This is a genomic window from Mycobacterium sp. GA-1841 (genome assembly GCF_001954135.1).
Classification (GTDB): Bacteria; Actinomycetota; Actinomycetes; order Mycobacteriales; family Mycobacteriaceae; genus Mycobacterium.
The window spans coordinates 61836-84730 of record NZ_MBEQ01000068.1 but is presented as its reverse complement, the minus strand read 5'-3'; the positions used below and the strand labels follow the sequence as shown (position 1 = coordinate 84730).

At 66.7% G+C, this 22895-nt stretch carries 23 protein-coding genes; 10 read left to right on the top strand and 13 right to left on the bottom strand.

The window, feature by feature from the left end; all coding sequences use genetic code 11:
- Window positions 1-125: 125 nt before the first annotated feature.
- The gene (locus A5740_RS15950; protein ID WP_256386373.1) at window positions 126-1115 is read right to left on the bottom strand and encodes a sigma-70 family RNA polymerase sigma factor; all 990 of its coding nucleotides are present in this window, start codon (window positions 1113-1115) and stop codon (window positions 126-128) included.
- A 117-nt stretch (window positions 1116-1232) separates the two neighbouring features.
- Complete coding sequence (locus tag A5740_RS15945) at window positions 1233-1661, bottom strand: DUF3099 domain-containing protein (RefSeq protein WP_076195444.1); 429 nt, start codon at window positions 1659-1661, stop codon at window positions 1233-1235.
- A gap of 77 nt (window positions 1662-1738) precedes the next feature.
- Here A5740_RS15945 and A5740_RS15940 point away from each other — a divergent pair, with 77 nt between their 5' ends.
- On the top strand, window positions 1739-1975 hold the full coding sequence (locus A5740_RS15940; protein ID WP_076195443.1) for a DUF3039 domain-containing protein: 237 nt from the start codon (window positions 1739-1741) through the stop codon (window positions 1973-1975).
- On the opposite strand, the gene A5740_RS15935 is transcribed toward A5740_RS15940, so the two are convergent.
- Both A5740_RS15935 and A5740_RS15930 read right to left on the bottom strand, forming a co-directional pair.
- Window positions 1965-2972, bottom strand: coding sequence for a YihY/virulence factor BrkB family protein (locus A5740_RS15935; protein ID WP_076195442.1), 1008 nt, complete (start codon window positions 2970-2972; stop codon window positions 1965-1967). The two genes, A5740_RS15940 and A5740_RS15935, sit on opposite strands and share 11 nt — an antisense overlap.
- Before the next feature lie 64 nt (window positions 2973-3036).
- Window positions 3037-3228 (bottom strand): hypothetical protein, encoded by a 192-nt coding sequence (locus A5740_RS15930; RefSeq protein WP_003880579.1) that lies wholly within the window; start codon window positions 3226-3228, stop codon window positions 3037-3039.
- Window positions 3229-3387: 159 nt separating this feature from the next.
- On the opposite strand from A5740_RS15930, the gene A5740_RS15925 reads away from it, so the two are divergent.
- The 4 genes from A5740_RS15925 to A5740_RS15910 all read left to right on the top strand — a co-directional run bounded on the left by A5740_RS15925 (window position 3388) and on the right by A5740_RS15910 (window position 6792).
- Window positions 3388-3762, top strand: coding sequence for a DUF952 domain-containing protein (locus A5740_RS15925; protein ID WP_076195456.1), 375 nt, complete (start codon window positions 3388-3390; stop codon window positions 3760-3762).
- Between the two features lie 43 nt (window positions 3763-3805).
- Window positions 3806-4444: a TetR/AcrR family transcriptional regulator gene (locus A5740_RS15920; protein WP_076195441.1), complete on the top strand. Its 639-nt coding sequence runs from the start codon at window positions 3806-3808 to the stop codon at window positions 4442-4444.
- Between the two features lie 99 nt (window positions 4445-4543).
- On the top strand, window positions 4544-5740 hold the full coding sequence (locus tag A5740_RS15915) for an LLM class flavin-dependent oxidoreductase (RefSeq protein WP_076195440.1): 1197 nt from the start codon (window positions 4544-4546) through the stop codon (window positions 5738-5740).
- A complete protein-coding gene (locus tag A5740_RS15910; RefSeq protein ID WP_076195439.1) occupies window positions 5740-6792 on the top strand; it encodes an alcohol dehydrogenase catalytic domain-containing protein in 1053 nt (350 codons plus the stop codon). Before A5740_RS15915 ends, A5740_RS15910 begins: the two co-directional genes overlap by 1 nt.
- Window positions 6793-6842: 50 nt before the next feature.
- Here the strand turns inward: A5740_RS15910 and A5740_RS15905 are convergent, their stop codons facing one another.
- The 4 genes from A5740_RS15905 to A5740_RS15890 are packed head-to-tail and all read right to left on the bottom strand — an operon-like array spanning window position 6843 to window position 11068.
- Window positions 6843-7616, bottom strand: coding sequence for a glucose 1-dehydrogenase (locus A5740_RS15905; RefSeq protein WP_076195438.1), 774 nt, complete (start codon window positions 7614-7616; stop codon window positions 6843-6845).
- Window positions 7616-8413: an SDR family oxidoreductase gene (locus tag A5740_RS15900; RefSeq protein ID WP_076195437.1), complete on the bottom strand. Its 798-nt coding sequence runs from the start codon at window positions 8411-8413 to the stop codon at window positions 7616-7618. The genes A5740_RS15905 and A5740_RS15900 overlap by 1 nt, the downstream gene beginning before the upstream one ends.
- A 37-nt stretch (window positions 8414-8450) precedes the next feature.
- Entirely contained in the window at window positions 8451-9416 is a 966-nt protein-coding gene (locus A5740_RS15895; RefSeq protein ID WP_254849205.1) for an alpha/beta hydrolase, read from the bottom strand.
- A 5-nt stretch (window positions 9417-9421) separates the two neighbouring features.
- The gene (locus A5740_RS15890; protein ID WP_076195436.1) at window positions 9422-11068 is read right to left on the bottom strand and encodes an AMP-binding protein; all 1647 of its coding nucleotides are present in this window, start codon (window positions 11066-11068) and stop codon (window positions 9422-9424) included.
- A gap of 147 nt (window positions 11069-11215) precedes the next feature.
- On the opposite strand from A5740_RS15890, the gene A5740_RS15885 reads away from it, so the two are divergent.
- A complete protein-coding gene (locus A5740_RS15885) occupies window positions 11216-12655 on the top strand; it encodes a wax ester/triacylglycerol synthase family O-acyltransferase (protein ID WP_076195435.1) in 1440 nt (479 codons plus the stop codon).
- Here A5740_RS15885 and A5740_RS15880 read toward each other — a convergent pair.
- Complete coding sequence (locus A5740_RS15880) at window positions 12602-13606, bottom strand: hypothetical protein (protein WP_076195434.1); 1005 nt, start codon at window positions 13604-13606, stop codon at window positions 12602-12604. The two genes, A5740_RS15885 and A5740_RS15880, sit on opposite strands and share 54 nt — an antisense overlap.
- A gap of 74 nt (window positions 13607-13680) precedes the next feature.
- Between A5740_RS15880 and A5740_RS15875 the strand changes: the two genes are divergently transcribed.
- Window positions 13681-14778, top strand: coding sequence for an acyl-CoA dehydrogenase family protein (locus A5740_RS15875; protein ID WP_076195433.1), 1098 nt, complete (start codon window positions 13681-13683; stop codon window positions 14776-14778).
- A gap of 8 nt (window positions 14779-14786) precedes the next feature.
- Here A5740_RS15875 and A5740_RS15870 read toward each other — a convergent pair whose 3' ends face one another.
- Window positions 14787-15662: an IclR family transcriptional regulator gene (locus tag A5740_RS15870; RefSeq protein WP_254849204.1), complete on the bottom strand. Its 876-nt coding sequence runs from the start codon at window positions 15660-15662 to the stop codon at window positions 14787-14789.
- 127 nt (window positions 15663-15789) lie between these two features.
- Here A5740_RS15870 and A5740_RS15865 point away from each other — a divergent pair, with 127 nt between their 5' ends.
- Window positions 15790-16872, top strand: coding sequence for a hypothetical protein (locus A5740_RS15865; protein ID WP_083654161.1), 1083 nt, complete (start codon window positions 15790-15792; stop codon window positions 16870-16872).
- Window positions 16873-16902: 30 nt separating this feature from the next.
- On the opposite strand, the gene A5740_RS15860 is transcribed toward A5740_RS15865, so the two are convergent.
- Complete coding sequence (locus A5740_RS15860; RefSeq protein WP_076195431.1) at window positions 16903-17679, bottom strand: SDR family oxidoreductase; 777 nt, start codon at window positions 17677-17679, stop codon at window positions 16903-16905.
- A 330-nt stretch (window positions 17680-18009) separates the two neighbouring features.
- Here A5740_RS15860 and A5740_RS15855 point away from each other — a divergent pair, with 330 nt between their 5' ends.
- Window positions 18010-19605, top strand: coding sequence for an NAD(P)/FAD-dependent oxidoreductase (locus A5740_RS15855; RefSeq protein ID WP_139335159.1), 1596 nt, complete (start codon window positions 18010-18012; stop codon window positions 19603-19605).
- Here the strand turns inward: A5740_RS15855 and A5740_RS29395 are convergent.
- On the bottom strand, window positions 19566-20003 hold the full coding sequence (locus tag A5740_RS29395; protein WP_083654159.1) for an alpha/beta hydrolase fold domain-containing protein: 438 nt from the start codon (window positions 20001-20003) through the stop codon (window positions 19566-19568). The genes A5740_RS15855 and A5740_RS29395 overlap by 40 nt on opposite strands.
- Here A5740_RS29395 and A5740_RS15845 point away from each other — a divergent pair.
- Window positions 19937-21379, top strand: a complete 1443-nt coding sequence (locus tag A5740_RS15845) for a histidine phosphatase family protein (RefSeq protein WP_076195429.1) — start codon at window positions 19937-19939, stop codon at window positions 21377-21379. The genes A5740_RS29395 and A5740_RS15845 overlap by 67 nt on opposite strands.
- 55 nt (window positions 21380-21434) lie before the next feature.
- Here the strand turns inward: A5740_RS15845 and A5740_RS15840 are convergent, their stop codons facing one another.
- A complete protein-coding gene (locus tag A5740_RS15840; protein ID WP_254849203.1) occupies window positions 21435-22880 on the bottom strand; it encodes an RNA polymerase sigma factor in 1446 nt (481 codons plus the stop codon).
- Window positions 22881-22895 lie beyond the last annotated feature (15 nt).

Here is a 22895-nt window from a genome sequence, read left to right as displayed (position 1 = left end):
GGTCGCGGCGGGCTCTCGGGGTTTACCCCCGGGGGCGGGCGGGGGCGGGTCCTGCCCGGCGAAACGCCCGCCACCCCCCCCCCCCCCCCCCCCCCCCCACCCGCGGGGCCACGTCATGAGGGGGACTAGCTGGCGTACGAGCGGAGTCGATCCGCGCGCTCGCCGTTGCGAAGCTTGGCCATCACCTCGCGTTCGATCTGGCGGACCCGCTCACGCGACAGGCCGAACAGCTTGCCGATCTGGTCCAGCGTGCGCGGCTGGCCGTCGTCGAGGCCGAACCGCAACCGGATGACCTGCTGTTCACGCTCGTCGAGCGTGGCCAGCACGTGGCGGATGTCGGTATGCAGCAGCTCGGAGATGACAGCGTTCTCGGCCGACATCGCCTCGGAGTCCTCGATGAAGTCGCCCAGCGGGGCTTCCTCGTCGGTGCCCACCGGCATGTCCAGGCTCACCGGGTCACGGCTGTGCTCCAGCAGATCATTGATCTTCTCGACCGGGATACCGGACTCCTCGGCCAGCTCCTCGTCGGTGGCCTCGCGGCCGAGGTTCTGGTGCATCTCCCGCTTGATCCGGGCCAGTTTGTTGACCTGCTCGACGAGGTGGACGGGGAGCCGGATGGTACGGCTCTGATCGGCCATTCCGCGGGTGATCGCCTGACGAATCCACCAGGTCGCGTACGTGGAGAACTTGAAGCCCTTGGTGTAGTCGAACTTCTCCATCGCACGGATCAGACCCAGGTTGCCCTCCTGAATCAGATCCAGCAGCGGCATGCCACGGCCCGTGTAGCGCTTGGCCAGTGAGACCACCAGACGCAGGTTGGCCTCGAGTAAGTGTCGACGGGCAGCCTCACCGTCACGGACCACAGTGGCCAGGTCGCGCTTGCGGTTCTCGCCGAGGCGCTTTTTCGTGTCCAGCATGTGCTGGGCGTACAGGCCCGCTTCGATCCGCTTGGCTAACTCAACTTCATCGGCGGCATTGAGCAACGCCGTTTTACCGATGCCGTTCAGATACACGCGCACGAGGTCGGCGGCAGGGCTCTGGGCGTCCAGATCACTGTCGACGCGGCTTGTGGTGGCATTTGCCATGACGGCCTCCTGATCGGCTCGAACTGTCATGACCTACAACGTCGTAGGCCCCTTGAGAGTTCCCGCCGATCGCCGGTTTCATGCCCGTTGAGCTGCAGTTTTTCCGGACCGACCTGAGAATGTCCTAAGAATGGCTAAAGAAGCCGCTCAGCTGGGGTCATCGTCATCGCGTCGATCCCGGTCCGGTTGCGGTGCCACGTACCCGTCGCTCTGCAGGGCCGGCCGCTGCGCCGTGGGAAACAGCGGAATCCGGTTCGCGTGACCGCCGTAGCGGCGCGGCTCTTCGGCCCGGCGCGGCGGTCGGTCGTTGGCGATCAGCACCGCCATCCACGGCAGCGGGATCGACAGCAGGATGATCCCCAGCGAGATGAGCCCGTTCTGCCAGATGTTGTAGGCGACCGCGGCCAGGATGAGTGCCGGGATGCGAAAGGCCATCAACGTCAGGTACTTGCGGACGCGCTGACGGTGCTGCACTTCGTAAGCAGGTGCGGCCTGGGTGATGAGGATCGGGCGGGCTTCCTCGCCGAAATCGTCGCCGAAATCGTCGTCGAAACTCAGCTCGTGGCTTTGTTTCATACCTCTACTGTTCCACACCCTGACCGGGTGGCGACAGGTGGATTTCGGTGTGCGCGCCAGCCAGGCAGAATAAAGACATGCAGACCCAAACCATCGACCGCCCGGACACCGACGAACGCGTCGACGACGGGACCGACGACGACACTCCGAAGTTCTTTCATTACGTCAAGAAGGACAAGATCGCCGAAAGCGCCGTCATGGGTACGCACGTGGTCGCGCTGTGTGGCGAGGTATTTCCGGTGACGAAGGCGGCCAAGCCGGGCTCACCGGTGTGCCCGGATTGCAAGAAGATCTACGAGTCCCTCAAGAAGTAGGCGGGTCCCCGCGCTCGGGCGCCGGCGTTCCGACCGGTGCCTGAGCTTCGTCATTGTGGGAGCCGTTGAGGTGGGAGCCGTTGAGGGCCTTGACCTCCAGCCATTCCCGCAGTCGCCGGGCGTGCGTATCCGCGGCAGGCCATTCCTCCTGTATCGCGGCGTTGAGTTCGGCACCGAGCATGATCGCGAATCCCAGGAAGAACGCGAACAGCAGGAACGCGATCGGCGTGGCCAGCGCCCCGTACGTGTAGCCGGTACTGGTGATCCACGTCAGATAGATCCGCAGGCCGAACGTCGCCACCAGGAAGACCACGGTGGCCAGCACCGCGCCCAGCACCAGGCGGTGCGTCGGAATCGGGTTCGGCAGCGATACCCGGTAAAGGATCGTCACGCCGACGAACACCGCCAGGAACAACGCCGGGAAGTAGCCGTACCGCAGCACGTTGTCCAAGCCCTCGGGGATGTGTTCGGAGATCGCCCGTGGCCCGAGCGCCACCACCGGCGCCGCTGCGATCGTGAAGAGCAGCATGATCACGTACAGACCCAGCGCATAGAACCGCTGCCGTACCGGGTGCCGCAGCGGCGTCTGATCGTGGGCCTCCACGATCGAGTCCACGAACGCCGACACCGCCGACGAGCCGGCCCACAACGAGATCACGAAGCCGACCGAGACCACCTCGCCCCGCGCGCCCCTGACGATGTCACGGATCGTCGGTTCGATGATCTCGTTGACCACGTTGGGGGAGAAGAAGCTGTTCGCCGCGTTAATCAGTTGATCCTGGATCGTCGGCAGCGTATCCGGCCCGAACAGCGGTGCGATATAGGCCAGGCTGCCGAGCATCCCCAGCAGGAGGGGAGGCAGTGACAACGCACACCAGAACGCCGCCTGTGCCGACTCCGAAAAGATGGAATCGTCCCAGCTCTTCGACAATGTGCGTCGAGTGAGATGCCAGATGTGGTGGCGTGTTGGTGGTACTGGAAGCGGCTGGCCAGTCATGACCAGTCAAGCATTACTGACGAAACGTACTCCTGCCCAGGCGGGTGGTGTCGGCCGGTGGCGGTCAGGCTTCTGCCGCGCTGGTCTCCAGCACTGCGGCCAGCTCGACCAGTTTCGCTTCGTGCTCGTTGGCGTGGTGCTGGCAGAAGAGCAGCTCGGCCCCTGAGGGCAGCTTTGCGCGCACGCGTGCGGCCGCACCGCAACGATCGCAGCGATCGGCTCTGGTTAGCTCCGGGCTTGTCAGAGTTGCGTTCATGGCTCCTCCGTCTTCTGCTCTGCGCATCTCGGCAAAGGCGCCTCGATTGCGTATGTCTACTCTGTCAGACGATTTGGCTTCCGGCGTTGTTCCCCAGGGGTTCACCGGTGTGTCGTGTCTCACTTGGATGGGCTGTTGCTGGCCGGGCAAGCTGACGTCATGCATCCCTCGCCGCGTGTCCTGGTTCACTTGTGCAGCGTGGATGAGTGGTCAGCGGCTCAGCGTAGCGGCCTGCACCGGCCGCCGTCGTTGAGCGCTCAGGGCTTCGTTCACCTTTCTGCTCCTGAGCAGGTGCATCTGCCGGCGAATCGGTTGTATTCCGGTCGTACCGACCTGGTGCTGCTGCACATCGATCCGGCGAAGTTGACCGATCCGGTGCGCTGGGAGCCCGGAGTGCCGGGTGATCCCGACGCGATGTTGTTCCCGCATCTGTACGGTCCGCTGCCCGTGGACGCTGTGATGACCACCACCACCTATGCGCCAGACGGCCAGGGGCGGTTCGTGCCGCTCGCCGACGACACGCCGTCGGCGTAGAACACAGCTCAACAGCCTGTTCGACGCGTGCCATGCTCGTCGGGTGTCTGTCGCGGCTCAGAACCGGCAGGGCGCGGCCACGCGGCTGCGCCTCGTGAAGGCTGCCGAACGATTGTTCGCCGCCCAGGGGGTGGACGCGGTGTCGGTGCGGGCGGTCAATGCCGCCGCGGGTCTCGGCGCGGCCTCGGTGCACTACCACTTCGGATCCAAAGACGACCTGCTTCGCGCGGTGCTCACCGACATCGGCGCACCGGTGCGCGACGAGATCGCGGCCAACGTGGCGGCGCTTGCGGCCGACGCTGACGCGCCGGGTGCCGACGCGCTCGTCCGCGCGGTCACCGAGCCCTATCTCAAACTGCTGCTCCGCCACCGGGTCCGGGGTATGCGATGGATCAAGATCATCGCGCAGATCTCGCAGGACGACAATCCGGTACTGCTCGACACCGAACAGCACCTGCCCGAGGAGTTGTTCACCCAGGTGCAGCGGGCGTTCCCGGACTCTGATCCGGCGCGGCTCGAACTGCGCTGGGCCATCTCGATCATGAACTTCATCCAGGCGCTGAGCCGGGCCGACGAGTGGCGTCGCAACGGCAGCCGACTGGACGAGACCGAACTGCGCGCCTTCTACGAGGACCTGGTGCGGTTCGTTGTCGGCGGCGTCGATCGCCTGCTCGGTTCCTGACTGATCGCCTGACTCTTCCGTCCTGTCCACCGGAAGCATTTGCGGCCGAAATTTCTGGATCACTTGATCCAATCAGTCGATCCAGATAACGTGCCGGACATGTGGAATTCGAGTTCGATCAAGTTCGGTGCGTTCCTGGCGCCCTATCACCCCCTCAACGCCGACCCGGCCCTGCAGCTGCGTCGCGACATCGACTTGATGGAGCATCTCGACCATCTCGGTTTCGACGAGGCCTGGATGGGGGAGCATCACTCGACAGGATCTGAAATCGTCCCGGCGCCAGATGTTTTCATCGCCGCAGCCGCTGAGCGCACTGAGCGGATCCGCTTCGGCACCGGTGTGATGTCGCTGCCGTACCACCACCCGCTGGTCACTGCAGACCGCATCACCCAGCTCGATCTGCAGACCCGCGGCCGGCTGATCGTGGGCACCGGCCCGGGCAAGATTCCGCTGGACGCCCACATGATGGGCATCAACCCGATCGATCAGCGTCGCATGCAGGGCGAGGCGCTGGAAGCAGTACTGCGGCTACTGCGCGGTGAGGTCGTCAACATGGAGACCGACTGGTTCACCCTGCGCGACGCGCGGGCCCAACTGCCGACCTACGACCCGGCCGGCATCGAGGTGGCGACCGCCTCGACCATCTCGCCGAACGGCTCGGTGCTCGCCGGCACGCACGGACTGTCCTTGCTGTCACTGGCCGCCAGCTCGCCCAGCGGGTTCGACGTTCTCGACCGCAACTGGGGTGTGTACGAGAAGGTTTCGGCCGAGAACGGGCATCAGGCGGACCGCTCCACCTGGCGCCTGGTCAATCCGATGTTCATCGCCGAGACCCGGGCCGAAGCCGAGCGGGTCGTCAGCCGCCGAATCCATGCCATCGCCGAGTACGTCAACCGGCAACAGGGCATCAATCCCGACTGGGCGCAGACCCCCGACGGCATCATCAACCAGTGGCGCACCGACAATCTGGGCGAGTTCGGTCAGGTCATCATCGGTACCCCGGAGGACGCGATCGCTCAGATCGAGCGCCTCATCGACAAGACCGGCGGATTCGGGACGCTGTTGATCATGCATGTGGACATGGCCAGTTGGGAGGACACCAAGCGCAGTTACGAGCTGTTCGCGTCGGAGGTTGTCCCGCACTTCAAGAACCGCAACGCCGGCCGGCAGGCCAGCCTGCAGTTCGCCGAGGACAACAGCGAATACCTGCTCGGCGGCCTGATCGGCGCAATCACCAAGGCACACACCGACTATTACGGCCAGCCGGCCGAGCAGCTCGCCGGGCAGGGGGCGTGATGCGCGCCGCGGAGTACTTCGACGGCCAATTCACCGTCGCCGACGTCACCGAACCGCCCGCCACCGGTCCCGGGCAACTGCGCATCAAGGTGGCCGCCTGCGGCATCTGTGGCAGCGACCTGAGCATGTCCAAGGATCCGTGCCGGTTCGTCGAGGTGGCCGCCGGTGCGGGCTATCCGTTCGCGGTGTTCGACGCCACCCGGCCGGTGGTGCTGGGACACGAGTGGGCCGGCACCGTCGTCGAAACCGGCCCGGGTGTCGAGGATTTCGCCGAGGGGGACAGGGTCACCGGGCTGGGAATCACCACGGAGCAGGGCACCGGGCTTCCGACGATCATCGGCTACTCGAACCGATACCACGGGGCCTTCGGCGAATTCATCGTCGTCGACGCCTTCTGGGTGCGCCACGTACCCGACGGCCTGTCGTTGGAACACGCTGCCCTGGCCGAGCCGCTGCACGTCGGCGAGATGCACATGCAGCAGTCCGGTCTGACACCTGCGGACACTGCTCTGGTGATCGGGTGCGGATCGATCGGTCTGGGCACGATCCTGGCTGCCAAGGCGGCCGGCGCACACACCGTCATCGCCTCGGAGCCGTCACCCAAACGCCGCGAGCTCGCCGCGAAGATGGGCGCCGACGTCGTCGTCGACCCCACCGAGCAGAATCCGATCGACCTCTACAACGAGCTGCTGGGCAGTGGCGAGACCGGAGGCGGTCTCCTGATCGCCTACGAGTGCAGCGGGCGCGTCGGGACGTTGAACACACTGACCCACACCCTGCCCTGGGGTTCGCGCATCCAGGTGGTGGCCTCGCCGTTCGCGGAGGAGACCATCATCCCCGTGGTGGCGCAGATGCGGCAGATCGCGATCAACTTCGGGCACGGACCCTACGACCAGGCCTATGAGAAGGTGCTGGCACGGTTGGCGGCCGGCGAGATCGATGCCGAGGCGATCATCACGGGTCGGGTCGGACTCGACGGCCTGGGCGAGGCGTTCGAGTTGCTGCGTGACCCCGAGGCGCACGTCAAGATCCTGGTGTTGCCTGGCCAATGAGAATGCGTCGGCGCTCTGCACGCAGGGCGCCGACGCGTGCTCTGCCGGGCTCAGTTGGTGTGGACCGGGGTGACGGGGATCCGGCCCGCGCTGGCGCCTCCGTCGACGGTCAGATCGGCGCCGGTGATGTAGGACGACGCTTCCGAGGCCAGGAAGGCGACGACATCGGCGACCTCCTCGGGCGTGCCGACCCGGGTCAGCGGCGCACCGGGGTGGCCACCCAACCCGCGTTCCACCTCCAGATGGGCGATCATCGGCGTGTCGATCATGCCGGGGTAGACCGTGTTCACCCGAATACCCAACGGGCCCAGCTCGATTGCCGCCACTTTCGACATCCCGCGCAGACCCCACTTGGAGGCGCCGTAGGCGGTGTACCCGGCCAGGCCCTGCACACCCGCCTGCGATGAGATGTTGACGATCGAGCCGCCGCCTGCGGCTTTCATCGGATCGGTGACGGCCTGCATGCCGAGGAACGCGCCGATGAGATTGACCCGCAGCATCTGTTCGAATCCGGCGGTGTCCTGCTCGGCCAGTGGCACCACCTTGCAGATGGCCGCGTTGTTGACCAGCGCGTCGACCCGACCGAACTCGTGCACGGCGGTGTCGACCACTGTGCGCCAGTCGTGTTCGTTGCCGACGTCGTGGCGGACGAAGCGGGCGGCAGCACCGATCGATGCGGCGACCCGCTCACCGTCGGCAGCGAGAAGATCGGTCAGCACCACCTTGGCACCCAGTTCGGCGAACAACCGCGCCTCGGCCTCGCCCTGCCCGCGGGCGGCGCCGGTGATGATCGCAACCTTGCCGGACAGGTCCACGCCGGGCATCAGTCGTTGTCCTGGTCGATGCCGGTCAGCATGAGTTCGGAGACGCGGCGGGGGAATTCCGTGAACTTCGCCATCGGGACGATGTTGCGCGGCAGGATCACGTGGCGCCGGTTGTGCTCGATGGCAGCGGCGATCGCCTCCGAGACCACTGCCGGGTCCAACTGATCGCGCGGGATCATCCGCCATCGGATCGAGCGCTCGATGGTGCGCCGCGCCGGGCCGAATGCGCGGATGTGGTCGATCATGTCGGTCTTCACCTCGCCGACCTGCACCAGCGTGGTGCCGACGGGCTTGCCCCGCAGCTCGCCGCGGATCCCGGCGGTGAAGTGGCTCAGCCCGGCCTTCGACGTGCCGTACAGGGTCAGGCCCGGCCCCTGCGAAATGGCGCCCATCGACGAAACATTGACGATGTGGCCCCGCCCGCGCTGCACCATGCGGGGTATCGCCTGGCGGCAGATGTCCATCGGCGCGGCCAGATTGACCTGAAGCAGGTTACGGATCTGCTCCGGGCTGACCTGGTGGAACCGGCCGACGTGGTCGATACCGGCGTTGTTGATCACGATGTCCACCGGTCCGTCGGCCTCGACCCGGTCCAGCAGGTCCTCCACTGCCACCGCGTCACCCAGATCGGTCGGGTAGGCCTTACCGCCGATCTCCTTGACGAGCAGGTTGAGCGCCTCGGCGTCGCGCGCCACCACGGCGACGTCGACACCGCGCGCGGCCAGCACCTCGGCGATGCTCTTGCCCAGGCCGCGGCTCGCGCCGGTGACCAGAGCGCGGGAGTTCCTCAGCTTCATGGGTTGCCTTTCAGTGGTTTTCAGGTGTGGTCGCGAGTCAGGTCGGGGTGTTCAGGGCTTCACGGACGACGGCGCACACGTCTTCGGTGGCTTCGGCTGCGGCGGGAAGGTGGTCGGCGAGGTTGAAAAATCCATGGAATCCGCGCTCGTAACGCCGGACGCTCACCTTCGCGCCGCCGGCGGCGAGCATGCGGGCGTATTCCTCGCCTTCCTCGCACAGTGGATCCAGGGCCCCGGTGAGCACGTGCGCATCCGGAAGGCCGGTCAGGTCACCGAGAATCGGCGATGCCGACACCTCGGCCTGGGCGCCGCTCGCGCCGAGGTATTGGGCGGTGAACCACTGCATGTGTTCGGCGGTCAGCACCCCGCTCTTGGTGTGCGGGCTGGACAGCGACGACTTGCGACGCTGATCCACCACCGGGTAGATCAGCAGCTGGAATGCGATGGCCGGTCCGCCCCGGTCGCGGGCCGTCAAGGCGATCACGGCAGCCAGGTTGCCGCCGGCGCTGTCGCCCGCGACCACGAGCCGGGCCGGGTCACCGCCGAGCTCGCCGGCGTGGGCAGCCGCCCATTCCGTTGCCGCCCAGGCATCGTCGACCGCGGCGGGGTAGGGGTGCTCGGGGGCCAGCCGGTAGTCGACCGAGACGACGATCGCGCCGATGCCGTTGGCGAGCCTGCGACAGCACGAGTCGTGTGAGTCGAGATCGCACAGCACGAATCCGCCACCGTGGAAGTAGACGAGGACCGGCAGGCCGGCGCGGGACTCGGCAGTGTCGAGCGGATGGTAGATCCGCACCGGGATGTCGCCGGCGGGGCCCGGGATGGCGCGGTTTTCGACATGGGCCACCTGCATGGGCCGGGCCGGCCGCCGGCTGGCCTTGAGCCGGGCCCGCACTTCGGCAGCCGCGGCGACGGGATCCATGCCGCCTTCGAGGATCGGTGCGAATGCGTCGCCCATGCGGCCGGCGACTTCGCGCTTCATGGTGTCTTCTGATGTGTTCACGTCAGTCACCGGGCGCCGCCCGTCAATTCGCCGCGCAGCACCTTGCCGGTGGCGTTGCGGGGCAACTTGTTCAGGAACTCGACGTCGCGGGGGATCTTGTACCGCGCCAGGTTCGACCGGACATAGTCCTTGATGTCGTCGGCGTCCACCGTCGCCCCGTCGACCAGCACCACGTAGGCGTTGAGCCGCTGGCCGAAATCGTCGTCGTCGACTCCGATCACTGCCACCTCGTCGACGTCGGGATGGCCGGTGATCAGGTTCTCCACCTCCAACGGGTAGACGTTCTCGCCACCGCAGATCACCATGTCGTCGTCACGGCCGTCGATGTAGAGGCGACCGGCGTCATCGAAGTGGCCGACGTCGCCGCTGCTCTGCAATCCGTCGATCGACTCTTTGGTGCGGCCGTCGGTGTAACCGGCGAAGCTCACGTCACTGCCGGCGAACACCCGTCCGATCACGCCCGGTTCGGTGATCTCGTTGCCCGCCGAGTCGTACAGGCGCACCACGCACCCGACCGGGGGCCTACCCGCGGTGCGGGGATCATGCTTGAGATCTTCGGGCATCGCCACGGTCATGACGGCGAGTTCGGTTGAGCCGTAGAGGTTGTAGAGCACCGGACCGAATTCGGCCAGGGTGCGCTCCACCAGATCGGGCGGCATGGCCGAGCCCGAGACGAAGATGATCTTCAGCGACGACGTGTCGTAGCGGTCACGAACATCCTTGGGTAGAGCCAGGATTCGCTGCAGCATCGTCGGCACGACGACCAGCACGTCACAGTGGTGGTTCTGGACCGCGCGTAGCGTCTGCTCCGGGCTGAACTTGCGACGTAGCACCAGGCGGTTGCCCAGCGCCAGTGACAGCACGGCCTGTCCCAGCCCGGTGCCGTGGAACATCGGCGCGGCGAGCATGCAGGTCTGTCCGCGGCGGCGCGGCACCCGGTCCAGCAACTGGGCGGAGAACAGGGGAGAGGTCTTGCCGCGCGGGGCGCCCTTGGGTGTTCCGGTGGTGCCACTGGTCAGCAGCGTCATCCCGCCCGGTTTGGCGGGCGCGGCGACCGGCGCCGGCGAGGTGGCGGCGATCAAACCTTCCAACGAGCCCTCGATATCGGCCGTCGAGCGTTCGTCGGTCCAGGCCAGGAAGCGGCGTACACCGGGATCGATGCCACTGACGAGGTCGGTGAACTCCTCGTCGTAGATCAGCACGCTGACCTTCTCGCGGGTTGCCACGTCCGCGAACTGCGGCTTGGCGAAGCCGGTGTTCATCAGCAGCAGCTGCGCCCCGACCTTGCCCGCCGCGGCCAGGATGGTGACCAGGCCGCGGTGATCCCGGCACAACGCCGCGATCACCGAACCCGCGCCGATACCGCGTGAGTTCCAGGCCCGCGCAAGGGCATTCACCCGGCCGTTGAGCTGAGCGAACGTCACGTCGCCCCATTCGTCGGTGATCGCGATGGCGTGGGGATTGCGGGCGGCGGCGCTCTCGATGACGGCGGCGAAGCCCCCGAACTGGCGGACCAGTTTGGCCTGCCGGAGGCCGTCGGCGGCCCCGCCGGACAGGCCTGACTCGCGCAGTACGGCGACGCTGCGCGCGATCATCCGGAACCGGTTGATCCTGGCGGCGAGGCTGGAATTGCGCGGATTAGCTCGCTTCATGGCGCAAACCGTAGGTCCCATCGTGCCGGGTGCGGGCGGTGAAGTCTCGCTGGCCGAGACAGCTTGTCTACTGGGCCACACGATTGGTGAAGAGTGATGGCAGCCACAAAGGAGCCGTGTCGACGGTGAGGACAAGCGAGGTTGAGAATGCGGCGTTTGAAGGGCGAGGACAACAGCTTCCTGGCGTGGGAGAGCTCGGTCCAACCGCAACACACGATGAAGGCCGTCGTTCTGGATCCGAGCCAGGTTTCGGAGCCGCTCACGTTCGACCGGGTCAAGAGCGCCGTGCAGGGCTGGGTCGACCACGTAGAGCCGATGCAGTGGCAGTTGCTGTCCCCCCGGGTGGGTTTCGGCCGGCCGTGGTGGGCGGCGCGCCCACAGATCGACATCGAGCATCACATCCAGCGGACCACAGCTCCCGCGCCCGGCGGTGACGAGGAACTTGCCGCGACCATCGGTGAGATCTTCGAGGTCGCGCTGGACCGCGACCGCCCGGCCTGGCAGCTGTGGTACGTCGAAGGTCTCAAGGACGCCCGTATCGCCCTGGTGCTGAAGATTCACCACGCCGTCGCCGACGGCACCGCGTCGCTGCGCCTGCTCGAAACCCTCTACAGCGCCGACCCGTCCACCCCGCTCCCACAGCCGGCACGGACGCCGCTTCGCAACGAGCAGCGGCCCGCACCATGGGTCTGGTGGCCACTGGTGCTGCGTCACCAGATCGCCGCGCTGGCCCGTTTTCCCGGCATCATCGCGCGCACCGTGGCCGTCACCGGTGTGATCCGCCGCCGGCAGAAGGCCGGAAAGCCGGGCTACGCAGAGGCTTTCGCCGCACCGGCGATGCCGTTCAACGAACCGTTCTCGGCCAGCCGTCGATTCGCCTACCGACGGTGCGACGTCACCGAGATCAAGCGCGTGTCCAAGGCATTCGGCGTCACCATCAACGATGTGTTCCTGACCATCTGCGGCGGCGCCCTGCGCGACTACCTGACCGAGAGCGGGCGGGCCACGGACGAGAGCATGACCGCAGTCGTGCCCGTGTCCATGCGACCGGCCGAAACCGAGGCCGAGTGGGGCAACAAGGTGGCGCGTTGGAACGTCGACCTCGCCACCCACATCGCCGACCCGGTCGAGCGCCTGGCAGCGGTCGCATCGGCCACCCGGGCCGCGCGCGAGGTGCAGGCCGAGCGGGACGCCTGGCTGCAGCATGACTGGATGGAGTATTGGCCGCTGTTCTGGCTGTACTCGCGTGTGCTGCCGATCCTGGGGGCCAAGATGAAGCGCCGTCCGATGTTCAGCCTGATCGCGTCCAACATGCGCGGTCCGCAGGAAACGCTCTACTGGGGCGGTGCTCCGATCGAGCAGCTGATCTCCTCGGGGCCGATCGTGTTCCCGATGGGGCTGAACTTCACCGGCTGGAGCTACCGCGACGAGATGGCGGTCTGCGTGCTCACCTGTGGCGAGCAGGTGCCGGACCCGTACGGGATCGCCGACCGCGTGCCGCACGTCCTGGCCGAATTGTCGGCGCGGGCCGGGTCAGCCGACGGCGGGCGTGTCGAGTCCACGGATCGTCAGGCGGTATCCGGCTAGGACGTCGAACCACAGCCGGGTCACCGGGTCGCTCACGTCGAGCGCATGACGACTGCCGCTGCTGAGCAGTTGGTCGGCCGCGTTGCGCGCCCGGGTGACGGCCTGCCGCAGCGCCGTGGCGGCACCGCCGGCATCGGCGCTCAACGCGGTGGCCAACTGCAGCCGGGCAGCGTCGATGTCGGATTCCGCCTTGGCTACCAGTACCGCCGACGAGGTCAGTTCGGTGGTGTCCTCGCTGCCGTATGACGTGGCCAGCCGCCCGCGGACCTGGCCGACGTGAGCGCGCCACACCCCGTGGGCGGCGCCGACCACGGCGGCGGCCCGCCCGACTCCGGCGACGATCGCGTAGGGAGGCCGCATATCGTCCAATTCAACTGTGCCCCAGAGGTCGTCATCAGGCGGCGAGATCACGCAGTCGTTGTCGACGGGCGTGTCCGACACCGTGACGTCACTGATTCCGGCGCCCTCCAGACCGTGCAGGCCGACGGTACGGTCCACCTGTGCCGCGACACGGGGAACAAGGACGTAACGGACTGTGCCCCCGTTCACTGCGCCCAGCAGCAGCCAATCCGCGACGTGCGCACCGGTCACCGACTCCCAGCGACCGGTCAGCCGAAACCGGCCGTCGCGGGCGGTCAACTGCCCCTGAGGCTCCACGTCAGCGGTCACCAGCGCAGCCGCGTCGGCGCCCCACACCCGTTCGGCCGCAGCGCCGCCCAGTCCGGCCACGAGGTAGGCCGCGGCGTTGACGGCGGCGGCGAGCCACCCTGCGGACCCGTCGCGCTCGGCCAGGTCGGCCACCGCCGTGACGAATTCGGCCGGCGACCCCGCACGACCGCCGTGTCGCACCGGCTGCAGCAACCGGCCGGACTCCGAATCACGCACGACAGCAATCGATTCAGCGGCCGAGAGGGTGGGCTCGACGCCGGGGGCGCCGGTCGGCTCGGCCATATGACCTCCTGGGAGGGGCGACGAATGGTATCCACGATGGTGACATACCGGACGGGCAGGACAGGGCGGCAACGATGACGCAGAATGTGCGCAGCGCGGTGCGCCAGGCACTGCCGGCGATCGCCGCGGCCGCGGCCGACGTCGACCAGGCCGGGGCCGTCGACCCCACGGTGATCACCGGTCTGCACGATGCGGGTTTCTTTGCGATGCTGCGGCCCAAGGCGTTCGGCGGGACGGAGGCCGACCCGGCCGAGTACCTGGCGGTCACCCGCGAGCTGTCCGCGGCCTGCACCTCCACGGGGTGGCTGGCCGGTGGGTTGGGCGTCAACACCTGGCATCTGTCCTTGTTCGACCACCGAGCCCAGCACGACGTGTGGGGCCCGGATCCACGGACCCTGCTCGGCGAGTCGTATGCCCCGACGGGTCGGCTCGAACGCGCGGGGGAGGAGTTCCGGTTGTCGGGCCGGTGGAGCAGGTGCACCGGAATCCTGCATGCGTCGTGGCTGATGGCTGCCGCGGTGCTGGTCGGTGAGGACGGTGCCGCCCAGGACTTCCTGGTGGCGCTGGTGCCGCGTGAGGACTACGTCGTGGAAACGACGTGGAACAGTGTGGGATTGCGCGGGATCGGCGCGCACGACGTCGTCGTCTCGGGTGCGGTCGTGCCGAGGTACCGCACGTTCGGCTGGGTCAGCAGTGACCAGCTCAGCTCGTTGGCTCCGTTGTACCGGTTGCCGCAGCCCACCATGTACACCCACACGGGCACGGTTCCCCTGCTGGGTGCCGCCGAGAACATCCTGTCCGCACTGCAACCCGAGCGCGGTTCGTCGGTCGATCCGGTGGCCATGGCGTGCAGCGACCTCGAACTGTCGGGCCGGCAGATCGAACGCAACATCGGCGACCTCATGGACTGTGCGCGCACAGATCTGGCTCCGGGCAACGACCTGGTGCTGCGGTCGCGGCGCGACCAGGTACTGGCCTCGGAGCGGGCTGTCGCGGCCATCCGGACATTCATGGCGCATTCACGGGCCGGCGATATCGGAGATGAGCTGCTGGAACGGGTGTGGCGGGATGTCCAGACCGCGCGGACCCATGTCGCCAGCAACGTGGAGCAGGTGCTGTCGCTCGTGGGCCGCCACGCGTTCGGCATGGAGGTCGACGAGATCGTCTGGTGATCGCTTCGTCAGACCCACGCATCGGAGGTGAGCGTCCGCAACACGCGGGACAGCATGTTGTCGGTGGCCTGGGACTGTGAGGTGGCTGCCGAAGCGGAATCGCGTGTGCCGAGCTGCTGGGAGATGTGCCGGGCGGCCCGGATCACGAACGGCGCGGTTCGCTGCAGGCGATGCAACGGGACCGCGCCGGTCAGTGACAGGCCCGCCACTTCGCCGTCGGCAGAGCGCAGCGGTGCTGCCACGCTGGTCAGGCCGATCGCCAGCTCTTCGTTGTCGTAGGCGAGCCCGTGCCGGGAGCGGATCCGCGCGAGTTCGCGGTGCAGGGTCTCCAGATCGCTGATGGTGGACCGCGTGGACCGCGTCAGACGCGGTCCCAGGACGGCGTCGACCTCCTCGGCGGGCAGCTCGGCCAGCATGGTCTTGCCCAGGGCACTGGCATGCGCCGGCGTGTGGCCCGCGACGCGTGTGGGCACCACAGCGCTGTTGCGTCCGGCCACTTTGTCGAGATAGACCACATCCCCGCCGAAGAGCACGCCGAGGTGGACCACGAGGCCGGTGTCGGCATGCAGGCGGGACAGCGTCGGAGACGCCACGCTGCGCAGCTGTGAGTGGTCGATCATCCGAGTCACCGGCAGTGGAGAGGCCGCCAGCGAGTAACCGTCGGGGCGGTGCCGCAGAAGCCCGGCGCTGTGCAGCTGTTTGAGGATGCGATGCACCGATGATCGGGGCAGCCCCGTGCGGCTCGCGATCTGATCCAGCCGTAGATGTTTGCCGGGTTCGTCGAAGGAGTTCAAGATCAGCGCGACCCGGTCCACCATCGAAACGGCCGCCTCGCCCTGTTCGGCGCGTGGCCGTGCTGACTGGGTTCTGCTGGATGCCGGCATTGTGCGCCCCCTGGGACATCGAAACTGAGTTCCCCACAATCTCACTGAGCGGGATCAGGTGCAAGCGAAGAGGTGCGGTACCTCACCATGGGCTCAGCGTGCCAGACGCGCGACAAGGGAGTTTTGGATGCGTGGTAGTGAAATGACCAGCGACGTTCTGGACGGCATCGACGAGAATGCTGATCTGATACTGGGACTCGGGCCCGTCAACGAAAAGCTCGGCCGGCTCGACAACCGGGCCGTCGAGGCGCTGCGTCAGTCCGGCGTCATGCACATGCTGCAGCCAGAGGAGTTCGGCGGAATCGAGACACATCCGGGGGACTTCGCCGAGGCCGTGGTCGAGATCGCCCGGCTGGACGGGGCGGCGGGCTGGGTTGCCGGGTCGGTCGGCGTGCCGCCGTGGGCATTGGCCTTTGCCCAGCGCCGGCTGCGAGATGAGGTGTGGGAGGCGGACTCCGACGTCTGGATCGCCTCGGCGCACGCCCCGGCCGGCGTACTCCTGCCGGTCGACGGCGGCTATCGGCTCTCGGGGCAGTGGCGATCGGTCGCGGCCATCGACCACTGCGAGTGGGTCGTCGTCGGCGCCCGCGTGGTGGGCTCGGGAGACTCCACCGGGCTGGGGTATTCGCTTGTGCCGCGGGAGGATCTGCGGATCGACGACGAATCCTGGAATGTCATCGGACTGATCGGGACCGGAAGCAAGGACATCGCGATCGATGACGTCTTCATCCCAGGACACCGGCTGCTGAACCACCACAGCATCGTCGACGGTACCGCGGCAGGACATGCCGGTCTGCGCAATCCGATCTACCACATCCCGCTCGGCACCATTGCGCCGCTGGGAATCACGGCGGCGGTGATCGGCATGGCCGAGGGCGCTCTGACGCATCATGTCGAGGCCACCGGTGGCGACGGTCCGGTCGAAGAACATGCGGCCGCAGAAATCCGGGCGTCGCGGCTGGTGCTACTCGACACGCTCACCGAGTCCTTCAACCGGGTGCTGGACGGCCCGGTCGACGCCGGGATGCGGGCACGTGTACGCCGCGATCAGATCGCCGCGGCCCGCCGGGCGGTACGGGCAATCGACGAGATCGTCTGTCACTCGAACGTCGACGTCCTGCGTCGCGGCAACGCCGTACAGCGGTTGTGGCGGGATGCCCACGTGGGCCTGTCAACTGTGCTCACCGAGTCGAGGGCGGTATCGCCCTGATGCGGCGGCCCTCACGTCGTTTCGTGATCATCACTGTCCCATCACGTATTTGACGGTCGGTCCGGCCGTCCAGCCGCCGTCGACGGCGATCTCTGCACCGGTGACGTAGCTCGAAGCGCTGGACAACAGATAACAGACCGCGCCCGAGATCTCGTCGGCTTCACCCACGCGGCCCATCGGAGTGTTGGGGTAGTTGCCCTCGCCCGGTGTGATGCCAACTTGAGCGGTCATCGGCGTGTACGTCATGCCGGGATGCACCGAGTTCACCCGGATCCGGTCGGTGCCCAGCTCTACAGCGGCGATCTTGCTCAGCCCGCGCACGCCCCACTTGGAAGCGCCGTAGCCGGCTGTCAGCGCCAGGCCCATCAGCCCGGCAGCCGACGAGATGTTGACGATCGAGCCTCCGCCGGCGGCACGCATCGGAGCGATGACGGCCTGGAGCCCGTTGAAGACTCCGACCAGGTTCACCTCGAGCACGGTGCGGAAATGGTCGAGCGGTTCATGTTCGATGAACTGGCCGGTCGAGATGCCGGCATTGTTGACCAGGCCGTTCAATGTGCCGAACTCTGACTGGACGAGCTCCACCGCGGATCGCCACTGCACCGCATCGGTCACGTCGAGGTGGACGTAGCGCGCATTGCTGCCCAGGTCGGCGGCCAGCGCGGCGCCGTCGTCGTCGAGTACGTCCGAAATCACCACCTTGCCGCCGTGCGCCACGATGTGCTGGGCGAAGGACGCTCCGAGGCCGCGCGCACCCCCGGTGACGATCGCGACGACATCCGACAAGCTCTCCGAATCTGCGTGCATCCCAACAACTTCCTTTCAGATTGACACTGAGCTGGATCGAGCGTTGATGCAGCCGCCGGGCGGCCGCAGGATGACCGCAACGATAATCGCGGGGGCTGTCGGCGGGGCGTGAGTCTCACCCAGCGGGAGTAGACGGTTCGCGGTCGCTCCATCCACCCCGAAATCGAGAGAAGACGCCGGTCAGCGGGTGCTGCGTACCGGTGAGTGAGACACGTGCTGTCCGCCGCACACGGACTTCGTAACGTGACGCACCGAATATTGAATCGAAAGGCAACGATAGTGAGACCGCAGTCAGCTCCGTCCGGTACCGCTGAAAAATCCTCTGCCTCGGTGGATGTCGTCGTGGTGGGTGCCGGCTTCGCCGGTCTGTACGCACTGCATCGCCTTCGGAAGCAAGGTCTTTCGGTCCGAGTGTTCGAGGCCGCCGACGGCGTCGGCGGGGTCTGGTACTGGAACCGCTATCCGGGTGCGCGGTGTGACGTCGAGAGCGTGGACTACTCATACTCGTTCGACAAAGACCTTGAGCAGGAGTGGAACTGGACCGAGAAGTATGCCACCCAACCGGAGATCCTGGCCTACCTCAACCACGTGGCCGACCGGTTCGACCTGCGGTGCGACATCTCGTTCGGCACCCGGGTGACCGATATGGTGCTCGACGAGGAGACGCTGCGCTGGGACGTGCGCACCGACCGCGGCGACGTGGTTTCCGCCCGCTTCTGCATCCTGGCGGTCGGACCGCTGTCGAATGCGAACATCCCCGCGATCGAGGATCTCGAATCGTTCGCTGGCGCGGTCTATCACACCGCGCACTGGCCGCACGAAGGTGTTGATTTCACCGGTAAACGGGTCGGTGTGATCGGCACCGGATCCTCTGGCATCCAGGCGATCCCGTGTATCGCCAGCGAAGCCGAACAGCTCATCGTCTTCCAGCGCACCCCGAACTACAGCGTGCCTGCCGGCAACATTCCGCTCGACGATGAGACACGGGCCGCGCAGAAGGCCGGATACGCCGAGCGTCGCAGGCTCTCGATGCTCAGTGGCGGCGGCTCACCGCACCAGCCGCACCCCAAGTCCGCCTTGGAGGTTTCCGCCGAGGAACTTCAGCAGACCTACGAGCGGCGCTGGGAACTGGGTGGAGTGTTGTTCTCCAAGGCCTTCCCGGACCAGTTGGTCACCATCGAGGCCAATGACACCGCACGGCTGTTCTGGGAGCGGAAGGTCCGGGCGGTGATCGACGACCCGGCCGTGGCCGAGGTGTTGATCCCCAAGAACCATCCGATCGGCGCGAAGCGAATCTGCACCGATGACAACTATTTCCAAACCTTCAACCGGGACAACGTCTCGTTGGTGAATCTGCGGGCGACGCCGATCGAGCGGATCGACCCATCGGGTGTCGATACCACCGATGCGCATTACGACCTCGATGCATTGGTGCTGGCCACGGGATTCGACGCGATGACCGGTTCGGTCCAGAAGCTCAACGTGGTGGGCCGGGGCAGACGAACCCTCAACGAGGCGTGGGCCGAGGGGCCCGTGACCTACCTCGGTCTGGGCGTTCCCGGTTTCCCCAACGTCTTCAACATCGCCGGCCCGGGCGCCCCTTCCGTCTTGGCCAACATGGTGCTGCATTCGGAACTGCATCTGAACTGGGTGGCCGATGCCATCGCCTACCTCGACGCCCACGGGGCTCCGGCGATCGAGGCCCGCGAGGACGCCGCTGCCGAGTGGGTGGCCGAATGCACTCGCCGTGCTGCAGAAACCCTGATGCCGCAGGCGAATTCGTGGTACCTGGGGGCGAACATCCCGGGGAAGCCGCGGGTGTTCATGCCGTTTGTCGGAGGGTTCGGCGTGTACGGCGAGATCATCGCCGACGTCGCTGCCGCCGGTTACAAAGGCTTCGACATCCACCAGGATCTGTCCGCATAGCGATCCCGGCGGGCGCTCACGTCCTCGACGGCTGCCGGCCAGCGTGACTCGGGCGCCAGTCGATAGTCAACGGAAACCGCCACCGCACCAATGCGATTGGGCAGCGACCGGCACAGGTCGTCATGGATACGCCGCCTTACCGCACCGCTCGAGATCTTGTACCGCTGAGCGAGACCGCAACGCCTCGCGGTGCGGTAAGTGCGCACGATCACATGGCCCGGCGCTATGAGGTGGTCGACACATCGGCGAAATCCGTTGTCGAGCGTCGTATTCGACCGGGCAAATCGAGCCGTCACCACGGCGCGCTCGACAACTGACAGATGGAGAGGCAATGGACCGACAACGCAAGTTCGACATCGGCGCCGTACCCGCGGTGCGTCGTCGTTCGAGAACGACATGGAAAAGCCTGGGCATCGTGCTGACCGCCTTCGGCTTTTTCGTGATGTCAGTGCTGCCCGCCTGGGCCGCCGAGAACATGCGGGTTACCTTCGTGCGTCACGGCCAGTCCGCGGGCAATACGTCGGGCAACATCGACACCTCGACACCCGGGCCGTCGCTCACCCCGCTCGGGCGTGAGCAGGCGCGGGCCGTGGTCGACAGGCTAGGAGACAACAACTACGACGCCATCTACGCATCGCAGATGATCCGTACTCAGCAGACCGCCGAACCCTTGTCGGCATACCTGGGGCTGCCGATCCAGGTGCTGCCCGGCCTGCAGGAGATCGAAGCAGGAGACTACGAGGGCACACCCGAGAGCGGGGCGATGGGCGGCTATCTCCAGGCCCCGATCGCCTGGGCGTTCGCCGGTCAACTCGCAGCTCGGATCCCAGGTTCGATCGACGGCAACGAATTCGATGCGCGGGTCGACGGTGCGCTGAAAACGATGTATGACAAGGGTGATCGCAACGCGATCGTGTTCTCGCACGGCGGCACCATGATGTTCTGGACGATGATGAACGCCCAGAATCTCACGCTGGCGGAGAAGGGCATGTTGCTGAGCCAGCACGCGCTGGGCAACACCGATTACGTCGTCATCGAGGGCAACCCCGAGGACGGCTGGACGCTGGTGGACTGGAATGGTCAGCGGTTCAGCCCCGAGCCGACGCTCAGCCATGAGATCGGGGTGCAGGTGCGCACCTTGACCCGTCAGCTCGCCGCCGCCATGACACAGGTGACGGACTCGTTCGCCACCGGTGACGTGATCAAGGTGGCGACGGCGATCAACCGCAGTGTCGCCGATGCCGCGTTCTCGATGGCCAAGTTCGACCGAGCGGTCGGCGCCGAGGTGATCAAGCGCGTCGACAAGGCCATCGGCAAGGTGGGCACCCCGAAACCCGAACCGGCAACCGAGGTCACCGACACGGTATCCGACACGGTCAAGAGTTCTGTATCCAAGACCGGTCCGGCCACCGACATGTTGAAGCCGCTCAACACCGTGGTGTCCGAGCCGAAGGCTGCACAGCGCTTGAACGGCACCGACCGCTCGGGCGCGCCCGAGAACGCGACGTCCACGGTGCGCGGTAAGGGGGCAACGGATGTGACCGGCGGCAACCTGGTCAGGCGCGGCAAGGCCTTCACCGCCACCAAGCGCGCCGACGAGCGGTTGCGCAGCGGCGGTTCTGATGCCGGCGGGCAGCTGAGGTCCACGGTGAAGTCTTCGGTCACCGGCCTCAAGGACGCGGCGAAGAAGGCGTCCAAGAGTGTCGGCGCGGCAAGCGCTTCGCGTGGCGGCGCCGCGTCCGGCAAGGCGTCCGCCGCTTCGGACAGCAAGTAAGAGATCGGCCCCTCCGTTGGACGGAGGGGCCGATCTTCTCTGATTGTCCGGGGGCTCAGTCCAGATAGTCCCGCAGTACCTGCGAACGGCTGGGATGCCGCAGCTTGCTCATGGTCTTGGACTCGATCTGACGGATGCGCTCGCGCGTGACGCCGTAGACCTGGCCGATCTCGTCGAGCGTGCGCGGCTGACCATCGGTCAGGCCGAACCGCAGCCGCACCACGCCGGCTTCGCGCTCCGAGAGCGTCTCGAGCACCGACTGCAGCTGATCCTGCAGCAGGGTGAAGCTCACCGCGTCCACGGCCACCACGGCCTCGGAGTCCTCGATGAAGTCACCGAGCTGGCTGTCGCCCTCGTCGCCGATGGTCTGGTCCAGCGAGATGGGCTCACGCGCGTACTGCTGGATCTCCAGCACCTTCTCCGGCGTGATGTCCATTTCCTTGGCCAGCTCTTCGGGCGTGGGCTCGCGGCCCAGGTCCTGCAGCAGCTCGCGCTGGATACGGCCCAGCTTGTTGATCACCTCGACCATGTGCACCGGGATACGGATGGTGCGGGCCTGGTCGGCCATGGCGCGGGTGATGGCCTGACGGATCCACCAGGTGGCGTACGTGGAGAACTTGTAACCCTTGGTGTAGTCGAATTTCTCCACGGCGCGGATCAGACCCAGGTTGCCTTCCTGGATGAGGTCTAGGAACGCCATGCCGCGGCCGGTATAGCGCTTGGCCAGGGACACCACCAGACGCAGGTTGGCTTCCAGCAGGTGGTTTTTCGCGCGGTCTCCGTCGCGGCAGATCCACTGGTAGTCCCGTCGCACCTGGGTGGTGAGCTTCTCGCCCTTCTCGGCGAACTCCGCCATCTTCTGGGTGGCGAACAGCCCGGCCTCGATGCGCTTGGCGAGCTCGACCTCTTCCTCGGCGTTGAGCAGCGCGACCTTGCCGATCTGCTTGAGGTAGGCGCGGACCGAGTCGGCCGATGCCGTCAGCTCGGCGTCTTTACGCGCCTGGCGCAGCGCCTCGGACTCTTCCTCGTCCCAGACGAAGTCGCCGGAGGCCTTGTCCTTCTCGGACGGCTCCGGGTGCTCCTCGTCGCTCTTGACTGCCTTACCGGCAGCCGGTGCAGCGGCCTTGGCGTCCTTGCCCTCCTCGGCTTCGTCCTCGTCCTCTTCGTCGTCGTCGGAGTCCTCGACGTCGTCGTCGGTGTCGAGATCGTCGTCGAGTTCGAGGTCGGTGTCCTCGACGTCGAGATCCTCACCCGGGCCGGCCTCCAGGTCGTCGCCGGTGTCCAGATCGTCGTTGACGTCCTCGGGCTTGCCCGCCGCGGCCTTGGTGGCCTTCTTGGCGGGCGCCTTCTTGGCAGGGGCGCGCTTGGTGGCGGTGCCGCCCTCGGCCTTGGCCGCGGTGCTCTTGGCTGCCCGCTTGGCTGGAGCCTTCTTGGCGGGAGTCTTGGTAGCGGTGCGCTTCACCGGCTCGTCGGTCGCCGGGCTTGCCTTTGTCGCTGCCACGTACACCCTTTCGGT

What these genes read in the sequence shown, in the direction of transcription:
- A5740_RS15950 (WP_256386373.1), bottom strand. Translation starts at nt 1,115, where the DNA reads ATGACAGTTCGAGCCGATCAGGAGGCCGTCATGGCAAATGCCACCACA.
- A5740_RS15945 (WP_076195444.1), bottom strand. Translation starts at nt 1,661, where the DNA reads ATGAAACAAAGCCACGAGCTGAGTTTCGACGACGATTTCGGCGACGAT.
- A5740_RS15940 (WP_076195443.1), top strand. Translation starts at nt 1,739, where the DNA reads ATGCAGACCCAAACCATCGACCGCCCGGACACCGACGAACGCGTCGAC.
- A5740_RS15935 (WP_076195442.1), bottom strand. Translation starts at nt 2,972, where the DNA reads ATGACTGGCCAGCCGCTTCCAGTACCACCAACACGCCACCACATCTGG.
- A5740_RS15930 (WP_003880579.1), bottom strand. Translation starts at nt 3,228, where the DNA reads ATGAACGCAACTCTGACAAGCCCGGAGCTAACCAGAGCCGATCGCTGC.
- A5740_RS15925 (WP_076195456.1), top strand. Translation starts at nt 3,388, where the DNA reads ATGCATCCCTCGCCGCGTGTCCTGGTTCACTTGTGCAGCGTGGATGAG.
- A5740_RS15915 (WP_076195440.1), top strand. Translation starts at nt 4,544, where the DNA reads ATGTGGAATTCGAGTTCGATCAAGTTCGGTGCGTTCCTGGCGCCCTAT.
- A5740_RS15910 (WP_076195439.1), top strand. Translation starts at nt 5,740, where the DNA reads ATGCGCGCCGCGGAGTACTTCGACGGCCAATTCACCGTCGCCGACGTC.
- A5740_RS15905 (WP_076195438.1), bottom strand. Translation starts at nt 7,616, where the DNA reads ATGCCCGGCGTGGACCTGTCCGGCAAGGTTGCGATCATCACCGGCGCC.
- A5740_RS15900 (WP_076195437.1), bottom strand. Translation starts at nt 8,413, where the DNA reads ATGAAGCTGAGGAACTCCCGCGCTCTGGTCACCGGCGCGAGCCGCGGC.
- A5740_RS15890 (WP_076195436.1), bottom strand. Translation starts at nt 11,068, where the DNA reads ATGAAGCGAGCTAATCCGCGCAATTCCAGCCTCGCCGCCAGGATCAAC.
- A5740_RS15885 (WP_076195435.1), top strand. Translation starts at nt 11,216, where the DNA reads ATGCGGCGTTTGAAGGGCGAGGACAACAGCTTCCTGGCGTGGGAGAGC.
- A5740_RS15880 (WP_076195434.1), bottom strand. Translation starts at nt 13,606, where the DNA reads ATGGCCGAGCCGACCGGCGCCCCCGGCGTCGAGCCCACCCTCTCGGCC.
- A5740_RS15875 (WP_076195433.1), top strand. Translation starts at nt 13,681, where the DNA reads ATGACGCAGAATGTGCGCAGCGCGGTGCGCCAGGCACTGCCGGCGATC.
- A5740_RS15870 (WP_254849204.1), bottom strand. Translation starts at nt 15,662, where the DNA reads ATGCCGGCATCCAGCAGAACCCAGTCAGCACGGCCACGCGCCGAACAG.
- A5740_RS15865 (WP_083654161.1), top strand. Translation starts at nt 15,790, where the DNA reads ATGCGTGGTAGTGAAATGACCAGCGACGTTCTGGACGGCATCGACGAG.
- A5740_RS15860 (WP_076195431.1), bottom strand. Translation starts at nt 17,679, where the DNA reads ATGCACGCAGATTCGGAGAGCTTGTCGGATGTCGTCGCGATCGTCACC.
- A5740_RS15845 (WP_076195429.1), top strand. Translation starts at nt 19,937, where the DNA reads ATGGACCGACAACGCAAGTTCGACATCGGCGCCGTACCCGCGGTGCGT.
- A5740_RS29395 (WP_083654159.1), bottom strand. Translation starts at nt 20,003, where the DNA reads ATGTCGTTCTCGAACGACGACGCACCGCGGGTACGGCGCCGATGTCGA.